Genomic DNA, 22,436 nt, shown 5'->3' on the forward strand with positions numbered 1-22,436 from the left:
GGGCTGCCGATAGGATCGACGAGGCCCCATCCGCTCCCGCGCCCCGGAGGACCTCGTGGTCGATTCCCTGACCGTCCAGATCATCGTCACGGTCCTCGCCGGCCTCGCCTACGCCGTCGGCCTCACCGGCATCATCGTGCCGGTCCTGCCCGGCACCATCACGATCGTCATCGCGACCCTGGTCTGGGCGATCCTGATCGGCGGCTGGCCCGCCTGGGTCGCCTTCGGGATCGTGCTCCTGCTCGGCGCGGCCGGCATGACCGCCAGCTACGTCCTCACCGGGCGCCGCCTCCACGCGGCCGAGGTGCCGATGTGGCCGGTCTACGTCGCGATCGCCGCGGCGGTCGTCGGCTTCTTCGTCATCCCCTTCCTCGGGCTGCCGATCGGCTTCCTCGCCGGACTGTACGTCGCCGAGTCGCTGCGGCTGAAGGACTGGAGGAAGGGCCTGGACAACACATGGATCGCGCTGAAGGCCCTCGGCACCGGGATCCTCATCGAGTTCTCCCTGGCGGTGCTGTCCACGTTCACCTTCGCGATCGCGGTCATCGTGCACTTCGTGACCGCATGACCACCTCGCAGCACCCCGCCGTCCTCGTCCCCGGACTGAAGCGCCTGCTGAAGGGCTCGTGGGAGCAGAAGCGCTGGTTCGTCCTCGCCGTGCTCGGCGCGACCGCCTTCGCGCTGCTCCAGATCGCGACCTCCTCGATCATCGGCTGGGTCACCGAGGACGTCGTCGTCCCCTCCTTCGCCAGCGGCGAGGTCGCCCCCGCGCTCGTCCTCGGCGGGGGAGCGGCGATCCTCGGCATCGCCGTCGCCCGCGCCGTGACCGTCATGGCGCGGCGCGTCTTCGCCGCCGCCGCCCAGTTCGACCTCTTCCGCCTCTACCGCGAGCGGATCGTCCAGGTCTACGCGAAGGTGCCGCTGCTGTGGCATCGCCGCCAGGCCACCGGCACCCTGCTCAGCTCCGTCTACTCCGACGTCGAGGCGACCTTCTTCGCGATGGCGCCCTTCCCCTTCGCGCTGTCCACCCTGGTGATGCTGGCCTACGCGACCGTGGTCGTCGCCCGGATCGACCCGGTGATCCTGCTGGTCATGCTCGCGCTGATCGTGCTGCTGATCATCCTCAACGTGCTCCTGCAGCGCTTCGCGACCCCGATCGCGATGCGCTCCCAGCAGCTGCGCGCCGAGGTCGCCGAGATCGCCCACGAGTCCTTCGACGGCGCGAACGTCGTGAAGTCCCTGGGCCGCGAGGACGTCGAGGAGCGGCGCTTCACCCGCGCCGCCGACGACCTGCGCGAGACAGGCATCCGCTTCGGCTACATCCGCGGCTGGTTCGACCCCGCCATCGACGCCCTCCCGAACCTCGGCATCCTCGCCGTCGCCGTGCTCGGCGCCTGGCGGATCGGGGAGGGGCACCTCAGCACCGGCCAGCTCGTCGAGGTCGCCTACCTGTTCACGCTGATGTCCCTGCCGATCCGGTCCTTCGGCTGGGTGCTCGGGGACCTCTCCCGCACGGTCGTCGGCGGCGGCCGCGTGCAGCAGATCCTCGACGTCGAGGAGGAGCGGACCTACGGCCCCGACCCGCTGCCGAGCGGACCCGGCGTGCTCGCGTTCGACCAGGTCTCCTTCGTCTACCGCGACGACCCCGCCGCCGTGATCCTCGGCCGGGGCGTGCGCGAGGAGCAGCTCGCCGTGCGCGAGGGGCATGCCCTGACCGACGTGTCCCTGCGCGCCGACCCGACGGCCGGGACCCGGGTGCTGGCCGTCGTCGGCGCGACCGGCTCAGGGAAGTCCACCCTCGCGCTGCTCGCCGCGGGCCTGGTCCCGCCGAGCAGCGGCACGATCAGCCTCGACGGTGCGCGCCTCGAGAGCCTCACCGCCGAGGCGCTCACGGCCGACGTCGCCCTCGTGCTGCAGCAGGCCTTCGTCATGGACGCTACCGTGCGCCAGAACGTCACCCTCGGCGAGGACATCGACGAGCGGACCGTGCGCTGGGCGCTGCGCGTCGCCCAGGCCGAGGCCTTCGTCGACGCGCTGCCGGACGGGCTCGACACCGAGCTCGGGGAGCGCGGCGGCTCCCTCTCCGGCGGGCAGCGCCAGCGCATCGCGCTCGCCCGGGCGCTGGCCCGTCGGCCCCGCCTGCTGATCCTCGACGACGCCACCAGCGCCTGCGACCCGAGCGTCGAGCTCGCCATCCTCGACGGGATCCGCCGCGAGATGACCGAGTCGACGCTGCTGCTGATCGCCTACCGCAAGTCCACGATCTCGCTCGCCGACCAGGTCGTGTTCCTCGACCACGGCCGCGTCGCCGATATCGGCCCCCATGAGGAGCTGCGGGCGCGCAGCGCCGGCTACCGCGCGCTGGTGGACGCCTACGACGAGGCCGCGATCTCCCACAGCCTGCTCGAGGCCTCCAAGCCCCCGCCCAGCGACGCTCCCGAGGAGGAGCCCGACCCCGTCACCGGCGCGATCGAGATCCACGGCGCGACACGCCACCGCCACGAGGAGGCAGGGGCCGACGAGGCCGAGTGCGAGCCGCCCGCTCGCACCGGCGGACTCCCCGCCGTCGACGCCGACCAGGAGGCCGGGCGATGACCGCCGCACCCGCATCCCGCACCTCCTCCGCCCTCGGCGGGGAGGCCGCCGCCGACGAGGGCGCGATCGCGACCATCCGCCGCGGCCTCGCCCTCACGCCCGAGCTGCTGCGCGGGCTGTGGATCACGCTGCTGCTGGCCGTGATCGCGACCGCCGGCAAGGTGGTCGTGCCCATCGCCGTCCAGGCCATCCTGGACCGCGGCATCATCGCGCCCGAGACCCCCGACGTCGCCTTCGTCGCCGGCGCCGCGGGACTCGCCGCCCTCGTCCTGCTCGCGACCGCGACCTGCAACGTGCTCATGAACCGGCGCCTGTTCCGCCTGGCCGAGACGTCGCTGGCGACCCTGCGCAAGCGCGCCTTCCGCCACATCCACGACCTGTCCCTGCTCACCCAGGGCACCGAGCAGCGCGGCGCCCTCGTCTCCCGCGTGACCAGCGACGTCGACACCGTCAGCCAGTTCATGAGCTTCGGCGGGATCATGCTGGTGGTGATGAGCTTCCAGCTCGTCCTCGCCACCGCCGTGATGGCCTTCTACTCCTGGCCGCTCGCCCTCGTGGTGTGGCTGTGCTACCTCCCGATCCTCGTGATCATGGGCTCCCTGCAGAAGCGGATCCGCGCCCGCTACCAGGTGGTGCGCACGAAGGTCGGCGAGATGCTCGGCACCGTCTCGGAGTCCCTCGTCGGCTCCGCGACCGTGCGCGCCTACGGCACCGAGGAGCGCACCCGCCAGGCTCAGGTCGGCCGGATCGGTGCGGTGCGCGACGCCCAGTTCGCGGTGCTGCGCCCCCAGTCCGCGTCCTTCTTCCTCTCGGAGACGGCCGACGGGCTCGCGACCGCCGTCGTGGTCGTGGTCGGGGTGGTGCTCGGCACCGGAGCGCTCGGGATCGACCTGCCCGGCGCCGACCTCACCGCCGGCGGCGTGGTCGCCTTCGTCTTCCTCGTCTCCCTGTTCAGCCAGCCCGTCCGCATGGGCATCGAGATGCTCTCGGAGGCGCAGAACGCGGTGGCCGGGTGGCGGCGCGTGCTCGGCGTGCTCGACACCCCGGCCGACGTCGCCGACCCCGGCGGCGCCATCGACCCCCGCACCGGCCGGCGCGGCGAGCCCGTCCCCGGTGCGACGCCGCTGCCGGACGGGCTGCTCGACATCGAGATCCGCGAGCTGCGCTACCGCTACCCGACCGGCCCCGAGGTCATCCACGGCCTGGACGTCACCATCCCCGCCCGCTCCCGCATCGCGATCGTGGGGGAGACCGGCAGCGGCAAGACCACCTTCGCCAAGCTGCTCACCCGCATGATGGATCCCGCCTCCGGCACCATCGAGGTGGGCGGGGTGCCGCTGCACCTGGTGCCCTACGACTCGCTGCGCTCCCGCGTGATCATGGTGCCGCAGGAGGGCTTCCTCTTCGACACCACCGTCGCCGGGAACCTGCTCTACGGACGTCCCGACGCGAGCGAGGCGCAGATGCGGCAGGCGCTGGACGAGCTGGGGCTCGGGACCTGGGCCGAGGAGCTGCCGGAGGGGCTGGAGACCCCTGTCGGCCAGCGCGGTGAGTCCCTCAGCGCGGGGGAGCGGCAGCTCGTCGCGCTCGCCCGTGCCTATCTCGCCGACCCCGACATCATCGTCCTGGACGAGGCGACCAGCGCCGTGGATCCCGCCGCCGACGTGCGCCTCCAGCAGGCGATCGACGGCCTCGCCCGTGGCCGCACCACGATCACCATCGCCCACCGGCTCTCCACAGCCGAGCGCGCCGACCGGATCATGGTGCTCGACCAGGGCGACCTCGTCGAGCACGGCACCCACGCCGAGCTCGTCGACCTCGAGGGCGGGATCTACGCGGGGCTGCACCGGTCCTGGGTCGCGCACCGGGCGGAGCGGTGAGCGGTGCGATGAGCGACCCCCTGCACCCGCCGACCCCGCCGATCTCCGCCCGCGACGAACCCCGCTTCGGGAGCGAGGAGCGGAAGACGGAGCTCGCCGGGGCGTTCGCGGGGCAGGGGGAGGACTACGACCGGCTGCGGCCGGGGTATCCGCCCGCGGCGCTGGAGGCGATGCTCGCGGCGCTGGCCGATGCCCCCGCACCGCTCTCCGGCACCGCGTCGACCTCCGACGGTGCGCCGTCCTCCGATGCCTCCTCGTCGCTCCGGGCCGTGGATCTCGGGGCAGGGACGGGGAAGCTGTCGTGGGCGCTCGTGGAGCGGGGATTCGAGGTGACGGCGGTGGACACCAGCGCGGCGATGCTGGAGACCGCCCGTCGTCGCGGAGCCCGTGGCGCTCTCGCCACCCGCGTCGCTCCCGCCGAGGCGACCGGGCTGCCCGCGGCGTCGGCCGAGCTGGTCACCGTCGCCCAGGCGTGGCACTGGTTCGACGCGGAGGCGGCGTCGGCCGAGGTGCTGCGGCTGCTCGCTCCCGGGGGCGTGCTCGCCCTGGTGTGGAACATGCTCGACGTGACGATCCCCTGGGTGCACCGGCTGTCGCGGATCATGCACGCCGGCGACATCCATCGCGAGGACTTCGACCCCACCGTCGGCCCCGGGCTCGAGCTCACCGAGCGCCGCGCCCTCACCTGGGAGGACCCGATGCCCACCCAGGACGTCATCGACCTCGCCCGCACCCGCAGCTACGTGATCACCGCCACCGAGGAGCGGCGGCAGAAAGTGCTCGCGAACCTCGACTGGTACCTCCACGACCACCTCGGCCACCCCCGCGGGGCGAGGGTCGGCGTGCCCTACCGCACCGACCTGTTCCTGTACCGCGCCGGCTGAGGGAGCCTCCCCGCCGCGTCCTCTACCGTGGAGCCCGTGAACCGCCCCGTCCAACGCCTCATCGTCGTCGCCCTCGCGCTCGTGCTGCTCGTCCCCGTCGGCGCGCTCGGCATCTCGCAGCTGCTGAACCCCGGCGGCCAGGAGGAGCAGGCGAGCGAGAACGCGGCTGATCCCGGCAACCCGGAGAACCGGCCGACGGCCGACCCCGCCGAGCAGCCGCCCCGCCCGGACCTGCCGCGCCCGGAGGAGCCGGCAGAGCTGACCGAGCAGAGCGAGGCCGGGGCCGAGGCGACCCTGACCTACCTGCTCGGGTCCTACGACTACATGATGAGCAGCGGCGACATCTCCGTCTGGGAGGACAAGGTCGACCCGAACTGCCAGGTGTGCGTAACCTTCCTGCAGAACGCCGAGCAGCTCGCCGCCCAGGACGGCTATCTCACCGGCGGCGCCTTCGAGGTGCACTCCACCAGCTTCGCCGGCACCGGGGAGCCGCCCGCGACCGGCACCGTCACCGCGCAGTTCACGCAGGAGGCCTCGATCCTCGTCGACGACCCGAGCCTGCAGGCCAACGCCCTCGACGAGGTGACCGGGCAGCTGATCGCCACGGTCGCCTGGGACGGGGAGCGCTGGCGCGTGACGGACATGTCCATCGCCCCGCCCGAGGGCGCGGCCTCCGATGCGGGCGGCGCAGCGGGCTGACCCGCCCGACGCTCACCGGCTCCGCCCTGCGCGGAACCGTCGATAGTCGGATGCCCCTGTCAGGCGCCTGTGCCTATGCTTCCGGGGCCGACCGGATCCTGCCCGGCCCGGACGGCCCTTCGGAAGGAATCTCGTGACCCTGCTGCGCCTCGTGCTAGGGGGACTGAAGCCGTACGCGATCTGGGTGCTCCTCGTGGTGCTCTTCCAGATCGCCGGCGTGCTGGCCGCCCTCTACCTCCCCACCCTCAACGCCGACATCATCGACGACGGCGTCGCGAAGGCCGACGTCCCCGTGATCTGGGAGCTCGGCCGGATCATGCTGGTGATCTCGCTGGTGAACATCATCGCGCTCGTCGCGGCGAACTTCTTCGCCGCCCGCTCCGCGATGCGGGTCGGCAAGGACCTGCGCCAGGCGATCTTCCGCCGCGTGAACTCCTTCTCCCCGCGCGAGCTCGCCGAGTTCGGCACCCCCTCCCTCATCACCCGCTCCACGAACGACGTGCAGCAGGTGCAGATGCTGATCTTCTTCTCCCTGAACATGCTGGTCCAGGCGCCGGTGACGGGGATCGGCGGGGTGATCCTCGCGCTGCGGGTCGAGCCGGGGATGGCCTGGCTGATCGCGGTGATGGTGCCGGTCATGCTCGTCGCCGTCGGCCTGCTCATCGCGCGCGCGGCGCCCCTGTTCAAGCAGATGCAGGGCAAGATCGACGACATCAACGGCGTGCTGCGCGAGCAGATCACCGGCATCCGCGTGCTGCGCGCCTTCGTGCGCGAGGACCGCGAGCGGGAGCGCTACGCCGTGGTCAACGGCGAGCTGACCGAGCTGAACCGTCGCATCGGCCTGCTGATGATCCTCATCAACCCGATCATCATGTTCATCCTGAACATGTCGAGCGTCCTCGTGCTGCTGGTCGCCGCGCCGCGCATCGACTCCGGCCAGATGGAGATCGGCTCGATCACCGCCTTCATCGCCTATCTCATGCAGATCCTCATCGCGGTGATGATGGCGACCTTCATGACGATGATGATCCCGCGCGCCATGGTCTCCGCCGAGCGCATCACCGAGGTGCTCGAGACCGAGACCAGCGTCCACCAGCGCACCGACGGGATCCGCGAGATAGAGGGCCCGATCGAGCTGACCTTCGAGGACGTCTCCTTCACCTATCCCGGCGCCGAGCGACCCGTGCTCCAGGACATCTCCTTCACCGCCCGCGCCGGGCAGACCGTCGCGATCATCGGCGGCACCGGCGCCGGCAAGACCACCCTGATCAACCTCGTCCCGCGCCTGATGGACGCGACCGAGGGACGCGTGCTGCTCAACGGGCACGACGTGCGCGACCTCGACGCCCGCGTGCTCTGGGACCGGGTCGGCCTCGTGCCGCAGCGCCCCTACCTGTTCTCCGGCACCGTCGCGACGAACCTCCGTTTCGGGAACCCGACCGCCGACGAGCAGGAGCTCTGGCACGCCCTCACCGTCGCGCAGGGCCGGGACTTCGTCGCCGCGATGCCCGAGCAGCTCGACTCCCCGATCGCGCAGGGCGGCACGAACGTCTCCGGCGGGCAGCGGCAGCGGCTCTGCATCGCGCGGGCGCTCGCCGCGAAGCCGTCGCTGTACCTCTTCGACGACTCCTTCAGCGCGCTGGACCTCACCACCGATGCCCGCCTGCGCGCCGCGCTCGTGCCCGAGACCCGCGACGCGCTCCAGCTCGTGGTCGCCCAGCGCGTCTCCACCATCACCGGCGCGGACCTGATCCTCGTGCTGGACAACGGCCGGATCGTCGGGCAGGGCACCCATGTCGAGCTGCTGGAGAGCTCGGAGACGTACCGCGAGATCGTCCGCAGCCAGGGCGTCGAGGAGGAGGTGGCGTGATGAGCACCGAGGAGAGCACCCCCGCCGACGAGATCGCCGCGGAGAAGGACGCCGAGCGCGGGCTGCGTCCGGGCCAGAGCGCGAAGAACTTCTGGCCCTCGACCAAGCGCCTGCTGCGCGAGATGGGCCCCGAGCGGGCGTACCTGATCGCCGCGATCCTCGTCGGCGTCGTGTCCGTGGGCTTCTCCGTGGTGGGGCCGAGGATCCTCGGCCGCGCCACCGACATCATCTTCACGGGCCTGATCTCGAAGGGGCTGCCCGCTGGCGCCGAGCCCGATCAGGTCATCGAGGGGCTGCGCGCCCAGGGCGAGGAGCAGTTCGCGGACATGCTCTCGGGGATGACCCTCACCCCCGGCGAGGGCATCGACTTCGGCGCTCTCTACCAGACCCTCGGACTGGCCGTCGGCCTCTTCGCCGTCTCCGCGCTGCTGATGTGGCTGCAGGGCGTGGCCCTGAACCGGATCCTGGTGCGGATGGTCTCCCGCCTGCGCCGCGACGTCGAGGAGAAGCTGCACCGCCTGCCGCTGAAGTATTTCGACCGCATGAAGCGCGGCGAGATCCTCTCCCGCGTCACCAACGACATCGACAACATCCAGAACACCCTGATGAACACCGTCACGGGGCTGGTGAACTCGATCCTCACCGTGCTCGGCGTGCTGGTGATGATGCTGCTGATCTCCTGGCAGCTCTCGCTGATCGCGCTCGCCGTGATCCCCGTGGCGCTCGTGCTCACGGGCGTGGTCGGCGCCCGCGCGCAGAAGCTGTTCGCCCAGCAGTGGGACGCCACGGGCGTGGTGAACTCCGAGGTCGAGGAGGCCTACACCGGGCACGCCCTGGTGACCGTCTTCGGCCGCCGCGAGGAGGTCGCCGCCCGCTTCGAGGAGAAGAACGACCGCCTGTTCCGCGCCACCTTCGGCGCCCAGTTCGTCTCCTCCCTGATCATGCCGCTGATGATGTTCGTGGGGAACCTCAGCTATGTCGTCATCGCGATCGTGGGCGGGCTGCGGATCATCTCCGGCCAGCTCACCCTCGGCGACGTGCAGGCCTTCATCCAGTACTCGCGCCAGTTCACCCAGCCGCTCTCGCAGGTCGCCTCGATGGCGACGATGCTGCAGTCCGGCGTGGCCAGCGCCGAGCGGGTCTTCGAGCTGCTGGACGCCGAGGAGCAGGAGCCCGAGACCACCGAGGCCTCCGCCGCGGCCGGGATCCGCGAGGGGCGCGTCGAGTTCGAGCACGTCCGCTTCTCCTACAGCCCCGACCGCGAGCTGATCCGGGACCTGTCGCTCGTCGCCGACCCCGGCCACACCGTCGCGATCGTCGGGCCGACGGGGGCCGGGAAGACGACGCTGGTGAACCTCGTGATGCGGTTCTACGAGATCGACGGCGGACGGATCACCATCGACGGGATCGACATCCGCGACCTCACCCGCGCCCAGCTGCGCGAACGCACCGGGATGGTCCTCCAGGACACCTGGCTGTTCAAGGGCACCCTGCGCGAGAACATCCGCTACGGGCGGCTGGACGCGACCGACGACGAGGTGATCGAGGCCGCCGTCGCCACCCACGTCGACGACTTCGCCCGCCAGCTGCCCGACGGCTACGACACGATCGTGGACGACGACGGATCCACCCTGTCCGCCGGCGAGAAGCAGCTGGTCACCATCGCCCGCGCCTTCCTCGCCCGGCCCAGCCTGCTGATCCTGGACGAGGCGACCTCCAGCGTGGACACCCGCACCGAGGTGCTCGTGCAGAACGCGATGAACCGCCTGCGGGAGGGGCGCACCAGCTTCGTCATCGCCCACCGCCTCTCCACCATCCGCGACGCGGACCTGATCCTCGTGATGGAGGCGGGGGACATCGTCGAGCAGGGCTCCCACGAGGAGCTGCTCGCGGCCGGCGGCGCCTACGCGCGGCTGTACCGCTCCCAGTTCGAGGGGGCGGCGGTCGACCTCGACGCGGAGGAGGAGCTGGCCGCGCAGGACGCCGGAGGCGAGGAGGCGCCGACGACGACCGGGCCGATCGCGATGGGGTGAGGGACCTGACACCGAGTTGTGGCCATGCAGGGTTATGAATACTATTCATTGGTGACTTCCCTCCGACCCCGTCGCCGCACCCTGCTGCGCGCCGCGCCCCTGGCCCTCGCCACGGGCGCGCTCACCCCGGTGCTGGCCTCCTGCACCCGCGCCTCCGAGCGCCTGGACGCCGAGTCGAACGCCGTGCCCGAGGTGGACCTCTCCGGCATCGAGGAGGTCCCCGAGATCTCCGCCCTCGTCCCCGCGGACATCCGCGCGCGCGGCGAGCTGGTCAACGGCGCCGCCCTGAACTACGCCCCCGGCGAGTTCGTCGGCTCGAGCGGGAGGGCGATCGGCTACGACATCGACATCCTCGCCGGGATCGGCGCCGTCCTCGGCCTCGCCACCCGCACCGAGGCGGCGGTGTTCGCGCAGATCATCCCCGCCGTCGGCTCCACCTACGACGTCGGCATGTCGAGCTTCACCGTCAACGAGGAGCGCCTGGCCGCCGTGGACATGGTGTCCTACTTCCAGGCCGGCATCTCCTACGCGGTGAAGGCCGGGAACCCCTACGACATCCACCCCGACGACCTGTGCGGCAAGCGCGTGGCCCTCCAGGTCGGCACCTACCAGGAGGAGCTCTCCATCGAGCGCTCCCAGGAGTGCCGCGACCAGGGCCTCGGCGGCTACGACATGCTCGCCTACGCCTCGAACTCCGACGCCGCGACCAACGTCGCCGGCGGCAAGGGCGACATCCTCATGGCCGACTCCCCGGTCACCGCCTACGCCGTGGCCCGCTCCCGCGGGACGCTCGAGCCGATCGGCGAGATCGAGGAGTCGGCGCTGAACGGCATCGTCGTCTCCAAGGACCAGCCCGAGCTGGCCGAGGCGATCCGCGTCGCCGTGCAGCACCTCATCGACGACGGCCACATGGAGCGCATCCTCGCTGCATGGGGCAACGAGGCAGGAATGATCCCGACCGCGGAAGTGAACCCCCAGCCGTGACCACCACCCAGACCCCCAGCCCCGCCGGTCCCGCGACCGAGGGCGGCTTCACCCCGATCCGCGCGAAGGCCGCGCCGCGCCCCGGCACCTGGATCTCCGCCGTGATCGTGGCCCTGCTCGCCGCGGGCCTCGTCGGCTTCCTGGTGACCAACCCCGTGCTCGAATGGGGCACCGTCGCGACCTATCTCCTCGACGTGAAGGTGGTCCAGGGCGTCGGCTGGACGCTGCTGCTGACCCTGCTGTCGATGGTCCTCGGCACCGTCGTCGCGCTCACCGCCGCGATCATGCGCCGCTCCGAGAACCCCGTGCTGCGCGGCGTGAGCTGGGCGTACATCTTCGTCTTCCGCGGCATCCCGGTGTACACGCAGCTCGTGTTCTGGGGCCTGTTCACCGTGATCGTCCCCAAGATCGTGGTCGGAGTGCCGTTCGGGCCCGAGCTGTGGAGCTTCTCCACCCGCGACCTGCTCACCGCCTTCTGGGCGGCCGTGATCGGGCTGGGCCTGAACGAGGGCGCCTATCTCGCCGAGATCATCCGCTCCGGCCTGAACTCCGTGGACAAGGGCCAGACCGAGGCGTCCAAGGCGCTCGGCATGGGGAACGGGACGATCCTGCGCCGCATCATCGTGCCGCAGGCCATGCGCGTGATCGTGCCGCCGCTCGGGAACGAGACCATCGGCATGCTGAAGACCACCTCGCTGGTGCTCGCGGTGCCCTTCACCCTCGACCTCACCTTCGCCACCAACGGCATCGCCAACAAGCTGTTCACCCCGATCCCGCTGCTGATCGTCGCGGCGCTGTGGTACCTCGCGATCACCTCGGTGCTGATGGTGGGCCAGCACTACCTCGAGCGGTACTTCGGCCGCGGCTTCGACGCCCGCACCCCCGCCCGCCCCGGCCGCGGCGGACGCTCCCGCCAGGCCGCCGTGAACAGCGCCGGCACGACCCCGCAGGACCCGCTCCCGGAGGTGGAGCTGTGATGAGCCAGAACGACGAGAACCCTGTCGTGATCCAGGTCGAGGGCGTCCGCAAGACCTTCGGCGACCTCCACGTCCTCAAGGGCTGCGACCTCACCGTCCGCTCCGGCGAGGTGGCCGTGCTGGTGGGCCCCTCCGGCTCCGGCAAGTCCACCCTGCTGCGCTGCATCAACCAGCTCGAGGAGCCCACCGCGGGCCGCGTCCTGATCGACGGGGTGGTGCAGGGCTACCGCGCCGAGCCCCTGCCCGACGGGCGCTGGCAGAAGCTCCGTCCCGCCGAGATCGCCGCGCAGCGCTCCCGCATCGGCATGGTCTTCCAGCGCTTCCACCTCTTCCCGCATCTCACCGCGCTCGCCAACGTGATGGAGGCGCCCGTGCAGGTGCGCGGACTGCCGAGGGCCGCCGCGGAGAAGAAGGCACGGGACCTGCTCGAGCGGGTGGGCCTCGGCGACCGCGCCGACCACTACCCCTCCGAGCTCTCCGGCGGGCAGCAGCAGCGCGTCGCGATCGCCCGTGCACTGGCCATGGACCCCGAGCTGATGCTCTTCGACGAGCCCACCAGCGCCCTGGACCCCGAGCTGGTCTCCGAGGTGCTCAGCGTGCTCAAGGACCTCGCGGCCGACGGGATGACCATGGTCGTGGTCACCCACGAGATGGGCTTCGCCCGCGAGGTCGCCGACCAGGTGGTGTTCATGGACGAGGGCCGGATCCTCGAGTCCGGCACGGCCGAGCAGGTCATCGACCACCCCGAGTCCGAGCGCCTGAAGGGCTTCCTCGCCTCGGTGCTGTGAGCAGCTCTGCCCCTCCCCGACCTGTCCGTCCCCGTCGACGCCCGCTGCCTGCCCGCCATCCCCGCGCATAATTCTGCGTCGCCTGCGTGACCTGAGGTGCATATGGCTCCTGAGGTCCTGCACAGGGCGCAGTTGTGTGCGGGCAGGGGGGGGGGGGCGAGAACGGCGGCGACGGTCAGGGCTGTGACGTGGCAACCTCCGACGGGGCAGAGGGCAGGCCACGCAGGGGAGCCGACGGTTCAGCTCGCCAGCAGCCGCTCCATCTTCCGCCGGCCGAAGGGGCCGACCTCGGCGATGGTCTCGAGCACCGCGTCCTGGGTGTCCTCCCAGGTCAGCCAGACCTGCTCATAGCTCAGCCGCAGGATCTGCAGTCCGTGCCGGCCCGTGCGCAGGTCCCGCCGGCGGTCCTTCGCGAAGGCGTCGGGGCCGGAGTGCCCGTCGCGCCCGTCGATCTCCATCAGGACCCCGCCGACGTAGAGGTCCACGTAGCCCGCACCGTCGACGAACACCTGCTGCTCGACCTGGAAGCCCCGTCGGCGCAGCCACCGGACCACACGCGTCTCCGATCCCGACTCGCTCGCCGTGGACAGCGAGCCGATGCGTGAGCGCACTGCCGCGGGAGCGTCATCGAGCAGCCTCTGCACCTCGGCCGGCACCATCAGTCGACGCGCCATCGCCGACTCGAGCAGGATCGCTGCCCGCTCCCCGCTCAGGCAACGCATCGCATGCTCGAGAGCGAGCGGCAGGGAGGCGACGGCATCCGGCTCGGTCCACGACCGGCTGCGTGAGGAATGGGTCAGCATCCTCCCCGGCGCGACCGTGGAACCGTTCGGACGGTAGACGTGCAGCGTGTGGCGCTCCTCCTCGTCGCAGTACGGGGTCCACACGCCATGCAGCTCAGTGGCATCGATGCACGTGAGGCGGTATCCGTGGCGCAGGGCGCGTCGGGCCCGCGGGACTGCGACCGCGTTCCCGTACCAGCCGCGTGCCACGCGTCGGAGCCGACCCGAGCGTACGGATCGGATCAGCCGGGAGTCGGTGTATCCCATCGCCAGCAGCTCCCGGCGCGAGGCGAGGCCGAGCTCCTCCTGGGTGAGGTGCCGGGTGCCCTGCGGCGGGCCGACGGGGCGGGGCCAGGGCCAGGCCGACGCGGGGAGCACGAGATCGCTGGCGTGGTGCATGGCCCCGAGCGTGCCGTGCCCGGCGACCGGCTGCAGCAAGCTGGGCTCGGGTGTGGACAGGGCCGGCCTGGGGAGGAGAGGCGCGGCCGCGGAGAGCGCCCTGCCGGGTTGTCACGAGACGGGGTAGCGGACCTGGTGGGCGTGCGCGGGGCGGTCGGCAGAGGGGGTGCACACAAATGCGTCCTGTGCGTGACCTCACGTGCCATAGGCGGCTGAGGTCACGCACAGGACGCAGAATTATGTGGGCGTGGGCGTGGGCGTGGGCGTGGGCGTGGGCGTGGGCGTGGGCGTGGGCGTGGGCGTTGTACGAACCTGTCCGATGCCGGGCAGGGCTGAACTGGCCGGGCCGGGACGCCGTCGCCGGCTCAGCCCCGGCTCACCACTCCAGGATCTGCCAGCGCTTCTTCTTCGCCACGGCGTACAGCCCCAGGTCCGGCGCGACCGCGGCGGGGGTGCCGACGAGCGCGAGCCAGGCGGCGTCGGCGTGGGAGTCGCCGTAGCCGTAGGAGGTCGACAGGTCCGCGCCGTGCAGGGCCGCGTACTTGCGCAGCCAGTTCGCGCGTGCCTCGTCGACCAGCGGGGGAGTGGCGAGATAGCCGGTCATGACCCCGCTGCCGTCCTCATCCATGTGGGTGGCGACGACCTCGTCGAAGAGGTCCGCAAGCGGCTCGACCAGCACGTCCAGCGCGCCGGAGACGAGCACGGTGCGGTGCCCGGCGGCGCGGTGGCGCTCGATGGTCTCCAGCGCCTCCGGACGGATCGAGGCGCGGATGCGACGCCCGGCCTCGCCCTTCATGAGGGCGCGCAGCTCCTCGGCGCGGTATCCCTTGTAGCGGCGGTTGACCAGGCGGATCAGCTCGGAGCGGTCGCGCTGGTCGGCGCGCAGGTAGCCCGGCACCGCGGCGAGCAGGCCGCCGATCTCGGCCGGCCAGGTGCGGCGGGGGCGGGTCGCGCGGACCACGGCGAAGTACTGCTGGACGATGTTCGTGGCCAGCACGGTGCCGTCGAGGTCGAAGATCGCGAGCGAGTCCGTGGACTGCTTCAGCTCGGGCGTCGGGCGGGAGGCGCGGCGCTTCTGGGCGGACTTCGCCCGGGAGTACGCCTTGGTGAGCTCCGTGACGGCGGGCAGGTGCTGCTGCTGGAAGTAGTCCCTCCACACGATCCCGGTGACGTCGAAGTCGTGGGTGGCCAGGAACTCCTCCGGCAGCTCGGCCCGCAGCGCCCGCGTGTTCGCGTCGTCGAAGACCATCTCGGTCTTCGTGTAGTGGCGGTACAGCTCGATGTACTTGCGCAGCATCGTCAGTCCCGAGGTGGCCTTCTGCAGGTTCGAGGTCCACTCGCGGGTGCGCTTGGTGGCCGGGAGATAGGCGACCGCGGTCGAGCCGATCTTCGCGGTGAGCTCCTTGGCGCGGAAGCGCTGCTCGACCATCTCCACCGCCGGGAAGGACCACTCGGGCACCTCGATCGGACGGCCCTTCTCATCCTCGAGCGGGTGCTTCGTGAAGTACTCGCGCACCGCGGTGACCATCTCGTGGAAGGGCATCGGGTTCGAGGCGCCGGAGACGACCTGGTAGTAGGCGTCGTCGCCGCGACGGGAGACGTCCTGGGTCGCGAGCGCCACGATGACGTTCACGACGTGGTCGACGGGGATCACGTCGAGGATGGAGTCCGCGAGGCCCGGGAACTCCGGCAGCATGCCGCGGCCGTAGGCCATGATCAGCGGGTCGGCGACCTTGTATCCGTCGATCCAGCCGGGGTAGGGCTTCTTCATGGCGGACTCGATGATGGAGGGGCGCACGAAGGAGACGCGATGGCCGTTCCCTGCCCACAGCTCCTCGGCGACCTGCTCGGCCATCGCCTTGGTGAACGTGTAGATGTCGGTCCAGCCGACGGACTGGGCGCGGGTGCGGCCGAAGTCGACCAGGCGCTGCTGGACCCAGTCGCGCCGCGCCTCCTCGGAGACGTTCGCGACGGACTTCGGGCCCATGCGGCCCACCTGCAGCTTCGCAGTGCGGATCTGGGAGCGGAGGGTCTCGGGCTTCCGGGATTCCGCCTCGACGCGCTCGCGGGCGGCGAGGGCGGCGTCGAACTCGGCGCGCCAGTCGACGTCGGAGCGCAGCGAGCCCTCCTGGCGCAGCCCCTTGGAGATGCCGCCGACGTAGGCGGTGGAGACGTGGATCACGTGCGGGTCCTGGCCGGAGGCCAGCAGCGCCTCGTAGAGGTTGCGGGCGCCGCCGACGTTGGTGCGGAAGGCGTCGTCGATCGGCGGGTCGAAGGAGACGGAGGAGGCCGAGTGGATCACCGTGTCGACGGGCTCGGTGATCGCGGGCATGTCGGTGAGGTCGCCCTCGAGCACGCCGACGCGCGCGTCGAAGATCTCCTTCAGGCGCGCCTTCCCGTCGGCCGCGCCGCCGAGCGCGCCCTCCTTCTCCAGCAGCTCGCCCCAGGAGGCGAAGACGGGCTTGCGCAGCAGCTGCTCGAGGCGCTTGCGGCCCGTCACGGAGCCCTTGGGGCGCACCACGGCGGTGACGTGGACGTCCTCGGTGGTCTCCAGCAGCGAGCGCAGGACGGCCTGGCCGAGGAATCCGGTGACGCCCGTGAGCAGGATCCGTCGACCCCCGGTGCCCCCGGGGGTGGACGGGGCGGCGGCGGGGGAGGTGTGCGACATGGGATCCTCTGGGGACGGGGGCGGAGGTGCCGGACTGACCCGGGAGGCCAGCGGCAGGGCCCGGGCGGGCCTGCGCGCGCGACGCGCCCGCGGTGTCACTGCCCGGCGGCTTCTCCGCGCTGGTCAGGGCGGCGCTAGTGTATCGTAGCCGCCATGCATAGGGCCCTGATCACCGGCGGTACCGCAGGCATCGGGGCGGCCTTCGCCAGAGCGTTCGCCGGCCGGGGGAGCGCCCTCGTGCTGGTCGCGCGGGATCCCGATCGCCTCGAGGAGTCGGCCGCGCAGCTCCGTCGCGAGCACGGCGTCGACGTCGAGACGATCGTCGCGGATCTCGCCGACCGCGACGCCCAGCAGCGGGTCGCCGATCGCCTCGAGTCCGACACCGACCCCGTCGACGTCCTCGTGAACAATGCCGGCTTCTCCGTGCGCGCAGGCCTGCTCGACGAGGACCTCACCCCCCACGACCTCGGCTTCGAGGTGATGATCCGCGCCGTCCTCAAGCTCGGCGGTGCGGCGGGCCGAGGGATGAGCCGTCGCGGCCGCGGCTGGATCATCAACGTCGGCTCCGTCTCCGCGCTGGTCACCCAGAACAACTACTCCGCGATCAAGGCGTGGGTGGGCAACTACTCCGAGTCCCTCGGCGTGCAGCTCGCAGGCACCGGCGTGCAGGTCACCGCCCTGATGCCGGGCTGGGTCCGCACCGAGTTCCACTCCCGCGCCGGGATCAAGGGCTCCTCGATCCCGGGCGTGCTGTGGCTGGACGCGGACCGCCTGGTCGAGGACTGCCTGCGCGACGTCGCCCGCGGCAGGCCAGTCTCGGTCCCCTCGAAGCGCTGGAAGCTGATCTCCGCCGTCCTGCGCACCACCCCGCGCGGACTCGTCGCGCGGCTCAGCGCGCTGCTCAGCCATCGCCGCAACCGGGAGAAGTGATCGCGTGACCGACGAGGACAGCGAGAAGGAGCCCGAGGAGCAGGAGAGCTCGCGACGGGCCGAGGCCGCGGCACGGTTCTCCGAGGCCTCGAGCCGCGCCGCGGACGCCACCGCGAAGGCCGCTGACGACCTCAAGGACCGCTCCCGTCGGCTGCTGGCCTCGCTCTCCGCGCGCTCGCGCGGGGAGGGATGGGAGAAGCCGACGGGCGAGCTGGCCAAGTACCGCTCCGGCTGGCGCGCCGGGATGCGCTTCGTGCTGCAGCGGGTGCTGTTCCGGGCCGTGGTGAACTCCGCCGTGAGCCCGCAGGTGCAGGTGCACCGCCGTGTGAAGAGCATCCGCGGTCCGTTCGTGCTGGTCGCCAACCACACCAGCCACGTCGACGCACCGCTGCTCGCGATGAGCCTGCCCTGGACCCAGGGACGGTTCCTGTCCACGGGCGTCGCCGCCGACTACTGGTTCGATCACTGGCACCGCCGCATCTTCGTGCGCCTGATGATGAACGCCTTCCCGATCGACCGCGGCGGCTCCCGCAAGCACGCCGGCACCTCGAAGAGGCTGCTGCGCAGCGGCGTGCCGATCCTCGTGTTCCCCGAGGGCGGCCGCCAGCAGACCGGGACCATGGCGGAGTTCAAGGCCGGCGCTGCCGCGCTCGCCCTCGGCGTCGGCGTCCCCGTCGTGCCCGCCGCGATCATCGGCGGCTACGAGGCGATGCCCAAGGGGCGCAGCTGGCCCGTGCCGGGCCGCCCGCCCGTGCGGGTCGTCTTCGGCGAGCCGCTGCTGGGCGGGGTGGACGAGCCCGCGAGCGACTTCATCACGCGCATCCGTGACAGCGTGAAGGACCTGTACGACGAGCACCACGACGAGGTCCTGGGCAGCGCTGTCCGGGACGAGGAGGAGGACGCATGAGCGATCGGCCGAGCGCACGCGAGGTCAAGCGGCACAAGTGGTGGGGCTGGGGCCTGGACGACATCACCTTCCGCTACGACAACAAGCCCGCCTTCGCCCCGCTCGCGCGGAACAAGATCGGCGTCGACCTCGACTCGAAGCAGCCGGTCGAGCCGCAGCTGTCGGACTTCGAGGTGCCGGAGAGCCGGCTGCCCGCCCCGGCCCGCGAGGCGTTGGTCGCCGTCGTCGGCGCCGACAACCTGCTGGACGACGACGAGTACCGGGTCGTCCACTCCTTCGGCCGCTCCCTGCCGGACCTGTTCCGCGTTCGCAATGGCCGCTTCGAGCGCCTGGTCGACGCGATCGTGTACCCCGCCTCCGAGGACGAGGTCGCCGCGGTCCTGCGCCTCGTGCTCGAGCACGACATGGTGCTGATCCCCTACGGCGGCGGCTCCTCCATCTCCGGCTCCGTCACCCCCGACGTGGACGAGCAGCGCCCGATCCTCACCATGAACCTCGGCCGCATGCGCGAGGTCCTCGAGATCGACGACACCGCGGGCCTCGCCCGCGTGGAGGCGGGCGCGTACGGCCCGGACCTCGAGGAGCAGCTGAACGCGCTGGGCTGGACCGTCGGCCACTTCCCCGACTCCTTCACGTACTCGACCGTCGGCGGCTGGGCCGCGACGCGCTCCTCCGGCATGCAGTCGGACAAGTACGGCGACATCGAGGACATCGTCCGCGGCCTGCGGATGGTCCATCCCGCAGGCACGGCCGTCACCAAGCCGATCCCGGGCCGCGACTCCGGGCCGAGCGTGCACGAGGTGATCCTGGGCAGCGAGGGACGCCTCGGCGTGATCACCGAGGTCACGGTGCAGGTGCACCGCGTCGCCCCGGTCCGTCAGGTCATCGCCTACATGTACCCCGACTGGGAGCACGGCATCCGCGGCATGCACGCGATCGCCCGCTCCACCGACGTCTCCCCGACCTTCACCCGCCTCTCCGACGGGCCGGAGACCGAGTTCAGCCTCGCCATGGTCAAGGCGCCCACCTCCACCAAGGGGAAGGTCGCCGCGAAGGTGCAGGACGGGCTGTTCTCGTACCTGCGCTCCAAGGGCTGGGACACGACGAACGAGATGTCGATCTCCTACGTCTGCTTCGAGGGCTCGAAGGAATCCGTCGAGCAGCAGAAGTCGATCGTGAAGAAGATCGTGAAGAACGCCGGGGGCATCACGCTCGGCGCGGGCCCCGGCGCGATCTACGACCAGAAGAAGTTCGACACCCCCTACCTGCGCGACTTCCTGATGAACTACCAGGTCTTCGGCGACGTCTGCGACACCGGTGCGACCTGGTCGAAGATCAACGAGGTCCATGCCAAGGCGTTCGAGGCCTTCTACGCGGTGCAGGAGGAGCAGGGCCTGCCCGGCTTCATGTTCTGCCACATGTCGCACAGCTACCACGCCGGGGCGTGCCTCTACTTCACCTTCGCCTTCCCCTACTCGACCGACGAGCAGGCGCTCGAGCAGTACTACGCCGCCAAGAGCGCCGTGCAGCAGACCTTCGTGGACCTCGGCTCGACGGTCTCCCACCATCACGCGGTGGGCACCGAGCACCAGCCCTGGATCACCGAGGACATCGGCGAGGTCGGCACCCGCATGGTGCAGGGGCTCTTCGCCGACACCGACCCGGGCCGGAACCTCAACCCCGGCAAGGTCGTCCCCTCCTGAGCGGGGGAGCGACGATGCAGGCCGCGCATCCCGTCCTCGTGCTGCGGCACGGGGAATCGACCGCGAACGTCGAGGGACGGATCGTCTCCGTCCCCGGCCCGCGGGCGCTCGAGACGGTGGGGCTGACCGGTCGCGGCCGGGAGCAGGCGCGCGCCGCGGCGACGGATGCGGCCGCGCAGGGCCTCGGTCCGGGCACGGTCGTCGTCACGAGCGACTTCGCCCGCGCACGCCAGACCGCCGAGGAGTTCGCCGCCGGTCTCGGCGCAGGGGCGCCGCGGGTCGACGAGCGCCTGCGCGAGCGCTGCTTCGGCGCGCACGACGAGGGCCCCGCGACCGCCTACGAGGGCATCTGGGCGCGGGACCGCGCCCGGGAGTCGCACGAGGACGGGGTCGAGCCCGTCGCCGAGGTCGCCTCGCGCGTGCTCGGGGCGCTCCGGGCGGCCGACGCGCTCGCCGCCGACGCGCCCGTGGTGCTCGTCGCCCACGGGGACGTGCTGCAGATCGCGCTCGCGCTGGCCGCGCGCCGAGACCCGCACGACCATCGCGAGGTGCCGCACCTGGGCAACGCCGAGCTGCGCGCGCTCGGACCGCACCGCACTGCCGCGGCGGGAGCGCCGTGCTGAGCGCGGACCGCGGCGGCGGGGTGCGCCTGATCGTGCGCGGGGACCTCGAGGAGACCCGGGCGCTGCTCGCCGAGTTCTTCACCGCCCGGGGCTGGCGCGTCCACGAGACCACGCCCGCGCGCCTGGACGTGGAGACCGGGAGCCTGCGCCGCACGGTGCTGCTCGGCGCCCTCGCCGGGAGCCGCTTCCACCTCCGGGCCCGGCTCGAGCTGGCCGAGGTCCCCGGCGGGACGCGCGTCCGCTACCGGTGGGGAGCGACCGTCGGCCGCGCGCTGGGCGGTGTCGCCGGATGGACGCGGGCGAGCAGGCGCCATGCCGAGACGGCCGAGCTGCTCACCGCGCAGCTGCGCGAGCGGGGCATCCTGCTCGAGGCCGCGCCCGACCGCTGAGCGGGGACGACCGGCCGCTGGTCGCCAGCACGTCGACGGCCCCTCCTCCCCGCGCTCACGGCGCGGAGGGGAGGGGCCGTCGTGCGGGATGCTCCCTCAGGCGTTGAGCGCCTTCATCATCCCGGGGAGGTCCTCGGTGAGGGACGCCGTCCAGAGGTCGGGGGTGTGGGTGGCGCCGTTGATGACCTCGAACTCGTGCTCGACCCCGGCGCGGTCCAGCTCCCGGCTGAAGTCCGTCTGGGTGGCCATGACGACGCTCTCCTGGAGGTCGGCGCCGAACGAGAGGGCCTTGTCCTTGATGCGCTGGGCGATGTCCGGGTACTTGTCGAAGCCGTCCAGCCACCAGCCGTCGCCGGTGCGGAGGAAGAGCCGCTTGCCCTTGTACTTGTCGATGTTCGCGAGCGGGTTGTAGCCCTTGGCGACCTCCGGGTACAGCGTGTGGCCCCAGGTCGCGCCCATCGGGTTGGCGGTGCCGAAGTACTTCAGCGCGTCCGCGGCCGGTCCGCCCCAGATCACGGCGTTCACCAGGAAGCCTGCGGGAGTCAGTCCGCAGTCCGCGGGCCCGGAGTAGGAGCTGACGGAGCGGAAGTGGCCGTAGTAGCGCTGGCCGAGGGCGAGAGCGCCCCAGCCGCCCATCGACAGTCCGGCGATCGCCATCCGCGCTGAGTCGGTGCGGAAGTTCTCGTGCACGAAGGGGAGGACCTGCGTCATGATGAACGACTCCCAGTTCGCCGTGCGGCCGGGGAGCGGGAAGTTCGCGTTGGAGTAGAAGGAGCCGGCGCCGCCGTCGGGCATGACGACGATGACCTCGTGCTTCTCGGTCTCCTCGACGACGTTGCCCCAGCTGGTCCAGTCCAGGAACATCCCGGTGCCGCCGTGCAGGAGCAGCAGCACGGGGTAGCGCTTGTCGGGGTTGTCGGCATAGCTGGGCGGAACGGTCACGCGGACCGACGGCGGGAAGGTCCTCACCTGCCCGCCGGTGTCGAAGCGGAAGTCGACCGAGCGGATGTCGTCGTGCACCCACGGGCTGCCGTCGATCATGCGCAGGCCGGCGGCGTTCCTGAACCCGCCGAGGCCGGCGGCGCTCGCGCTGCCGGCGCCGAGGGCGACGAGAGGGGCGACGGCCGCTGCGCCGAGGAGGAGGGAGCGGCGCGAGGGCGGGACGATGCTGCGAGGGGACAAGGTCGTGACCTCCGAGGAGTCCGGGATGGGCGTGTGTCCACGACCACACGATCACGGAACGATCACGGCCCGCAAGAAGTGCAGGTCGTCACGGCGCGTCAAGTTACCCGACGGTCGTCCGTCAGGCCTGGTGGGCGACGGGG

The 22,436-nt window shown here is 71.6% G+C and carries 18 protein-coding genes; 15 read left to right on the top strand and 3 right to left on the bottom strand.

What is annotated here, in order from left to right; translation table 11 throughout:
- Window positions 1-55 precede the first annotated feature (55 nt).
- From DS079_RS09820 to DS079_RS09865, 10 genes are all read left to right on the top strand, one after another.
- Window positions 56-568 (top strand): DUF456 domain-containing protein, encoded by a 513-nt coding sequence (locus DS079_RS09820; RefSeq protein WP_126987001.1) that lies wholly within the window; start codon window positions 56-58, stop codon window positions 566-568.
- Window positions 565-2,595, top strand: coding sequence for an ABC transporter ATP-binding protein (locus DS079_RS09825; RefSeq protein ID WP_126987004.1), 2,031 nt, complete (start codon window positions 565-567; stop codon window positions 2,593-2,595). Before DS079_RS09820 ends, DS079_RS09825 begins: the two co-directional genes overlap by 4 nt.
- Complete coding sequence (locus DS079_RS09830) at window positions 2,592-4,475, top strand: ABC transporter ATP-binding protein (protein WP_126987007.1); 1,884 nt, start codon at window positions 2,592-2,594, stop codon at window positions 4,473-4,475. Before DS079_RS09825 ends, DS079_RS09830 begins: the two co-directional genes overlap by 4 nt.
- A gap of 8 nt (window positions 4,476-4,483) precedes the next feature.
- A complete protein-coding gene (locus DS079_RS09835; RefSeq protein ID WP_126987010.1) occupies window positions 4,484-5,359 on the top strand; it encodes a class I SAM-dependent methyltransferase in 876 nt (291 codons plus the stop codon).
- Window positions 5,360-5,395: 36 nt separating this feature from the next.
- Window positions 5,396-6,058, top strand: a complete 663-nt coding sequence (locus tag DS079_RS09840) for a DUF6318 family protein (RefSeq protein ID WP_164736189.1) — start codon at window positions 5,396-5,398, stop codon at window positions 6,056-6,058.
- A gap of 133 nt (window positions 6,059-6,191) precedes the next feature.
- The gene (locus DS079_RS09845; RefSeq protein WP_126987014.1) at window positions 6,192-7,928 is read left to right on the top strand and encodes an ABC transporter ATP-binding protein; all 1,737 of its coding nucleotides are present in this window, start codon (window positions 6,192-6,194) and stop codon (window positions 7,926-7,928) included.
- Window positions 7,928-9,961 (top strand): ABC transporter ATP-binding protein, encoded by a 2,034-nt coding sequence (locus DS079_RS09850; RefSeq protein ID WP_126987015.1) that lies wholly within the window; start codon window positions 7,928-7,930, stop codon window positions 9,959-9,961. Before DS079_RS09845 ends, DS079_RS09850 begins: the two co-directional genes overlap by 1 nt.
- A 51-nt stretch (window positions 9,962-10,012) precedes the next feature.
- Complete coding sequence (locus DS079_RS09855) at window positions 10,013-10,945, top strand: ABC transporter substrate-binding protein (RefSeq protein ID WP_010549428.1); 933 nt, start codon at window positions 10,013-10,015, stop codon at window positions 10,943-10,945.
- Window positions 10,942-11,922: an amino acid ABC transporter permease gene (locus DS079_RS09860; RefSeq protein WP_126987017.1), complete on the top strand. Its 981-nt coding sequence runs from the start codon at window positions 10,942-10,944 to the stop codon at window positions 11,920-11,922. Before DS079_RS09855 ends, DS079_RS09860 begins: the two co-directional genes overlap by 4 nt.
- Window positions 11,922-12,710, top strand: coding sequence for an amino acid ABC transporter ATP-binding protein (locus DS079_RS09865; RefSeq protein WP_126987018.1), 789 nt, complete (start codon window positions 11,922-11,924; stop codon window positions 12,708-12,710). The genes DS079_RS09860 and DS079_RS09865 overlap by 1 nt, the downstream gene beginning before the upstream one ends.
- A 239-nt stretch (window positions 12,711-12,949) precedes the next feature.
- On the opposite strand, the gene DS079_RS09870 is transcribed toward DS079_RS09865, so the two are convergent.
- Window positions 12,950-13,891, bottom strand: coding sequence for a type IV toxin-antitoxin system AbiEi family antitoxin domain-containing protein (locus tag DS079_RS09870; protein ID WP_241237620.1), 942 nt, complete (start codon window positions 13,889-13,891; stop codon window positions 12,950-12,952).
- A gap of 376 nt (window positions 13,892-14,267) precedes the next feature.
- Window positions 14,268-16,559: an HAD-IB family hydrolase gene (locus tag DS079_RS09875; RefSeq protein ID WP_126987024.1), complete on the bottom strand. Its 2,292-nt coding sequence runs from the start codon at window positions 16,557-16,559 to the stop codon at window positions 14,268-14,270.
- A gap of 153 nt (window positions 16,560-16,712) precedes the next feature.
- Between DS079_RS09875 and DS079_RS09880 the strand changes: the two genes are divergently transcribed.
- The 5 genes from DS079_RS09880 to DS079_RS09900 are packed head-to-tail and all read left to right on the top strand — an operon-like array spanning window position 16,713 to window position 21,111.
- Window positions 16,713-17,489: an SDR family NAD(P)-dependent oxidoreductase gene (locus DS079_RS09880; RefSeq protein ID WP_062947318.1), complete on the top strand. Its 777-nt coding sequence runs from the start codon at window positions 16,713-16,715 to the stop codon at window positions 17,487-17,489.
- Window positions 17,490-17,493: 4 nt separating this feature from the next.
- Window positions 17,494-18,396 carry a lysophospholipid acyltransferase family protein gene (locus DS079_RS09885; RefSeq protein ID WP_126987026.1) on the top strand — a complete coding sequence of 301 codons (903 nt, stop codon included), beginning with the start codon at window positions 17,494-17,496 and terminating at the stop codon, window positions 18,394-18,396.
- Window positions 18,393-20,099, top strand: coding sequence for an FAD-binding oxidoreductase (locus DS079_RS09890; RefSeq protein ID WP_126987029.1), 1,707 nt, complete (start codon window positions 18,393-18,395; stop codon window positions 20,097-20,099). Before DS079_RS09885 ends, DS079_RS09890 begins: the two co-directional genes overlap by 4 nt.
- Before the next feature lie 14 nt (window positions 20,100-20,113).
- Window positions 20,114-20,722, top strand: a complete 609-nt coding sequence (locus tag DS079_RS09895) for a histidine phosphatase family protein (protein ID WP_126987032.1) — start codon at window positions 20,114-20,116, stop codon at window positions 20,720-20,722.
- Window positions 20,716-21,111, top strand: a complete 396-nt coding sequence (locus tag DS079_RS09900) for a hypothetical protein (RefSeq protein WP_126987035.1) — start codon at window positions 20,716-20,718, stop codon at window positions 21,109-21,111. Before DS079_RS09895 ends, DS079_RS09900 begins: the two co-directional genes overlap by 7 nt.
- A gap of 96 nt (window positions 21,112-21,207) precedes the next feature.
- On the opposite strand, the gene DS079_RS09905 is transcribed toward DS079_RS09900, so the two are convergent.
- A complete protein-coding gene (locus DS079_RS09905; protein ID WP_126987038.1) occupies window positions 21,208-22,293 on the bottom strand; it encodes an alpha/beta hydrolase in 1,086 nt (361 codons plus the stop codon).
- Between the last annotated feature and the right edge of the window lie 143 nt (window positions 22,294-22,436).

This window comes from Brachybacterium paraconglomeratum, from assembly GCF_003994255.1.
Classification (GTDB): Bacteria; Actinomycetota; Actinomycetes; order Actinomycetales; family Dermabacteraceae; genus Brachybacterium; species Brachybacterium conglomeratum.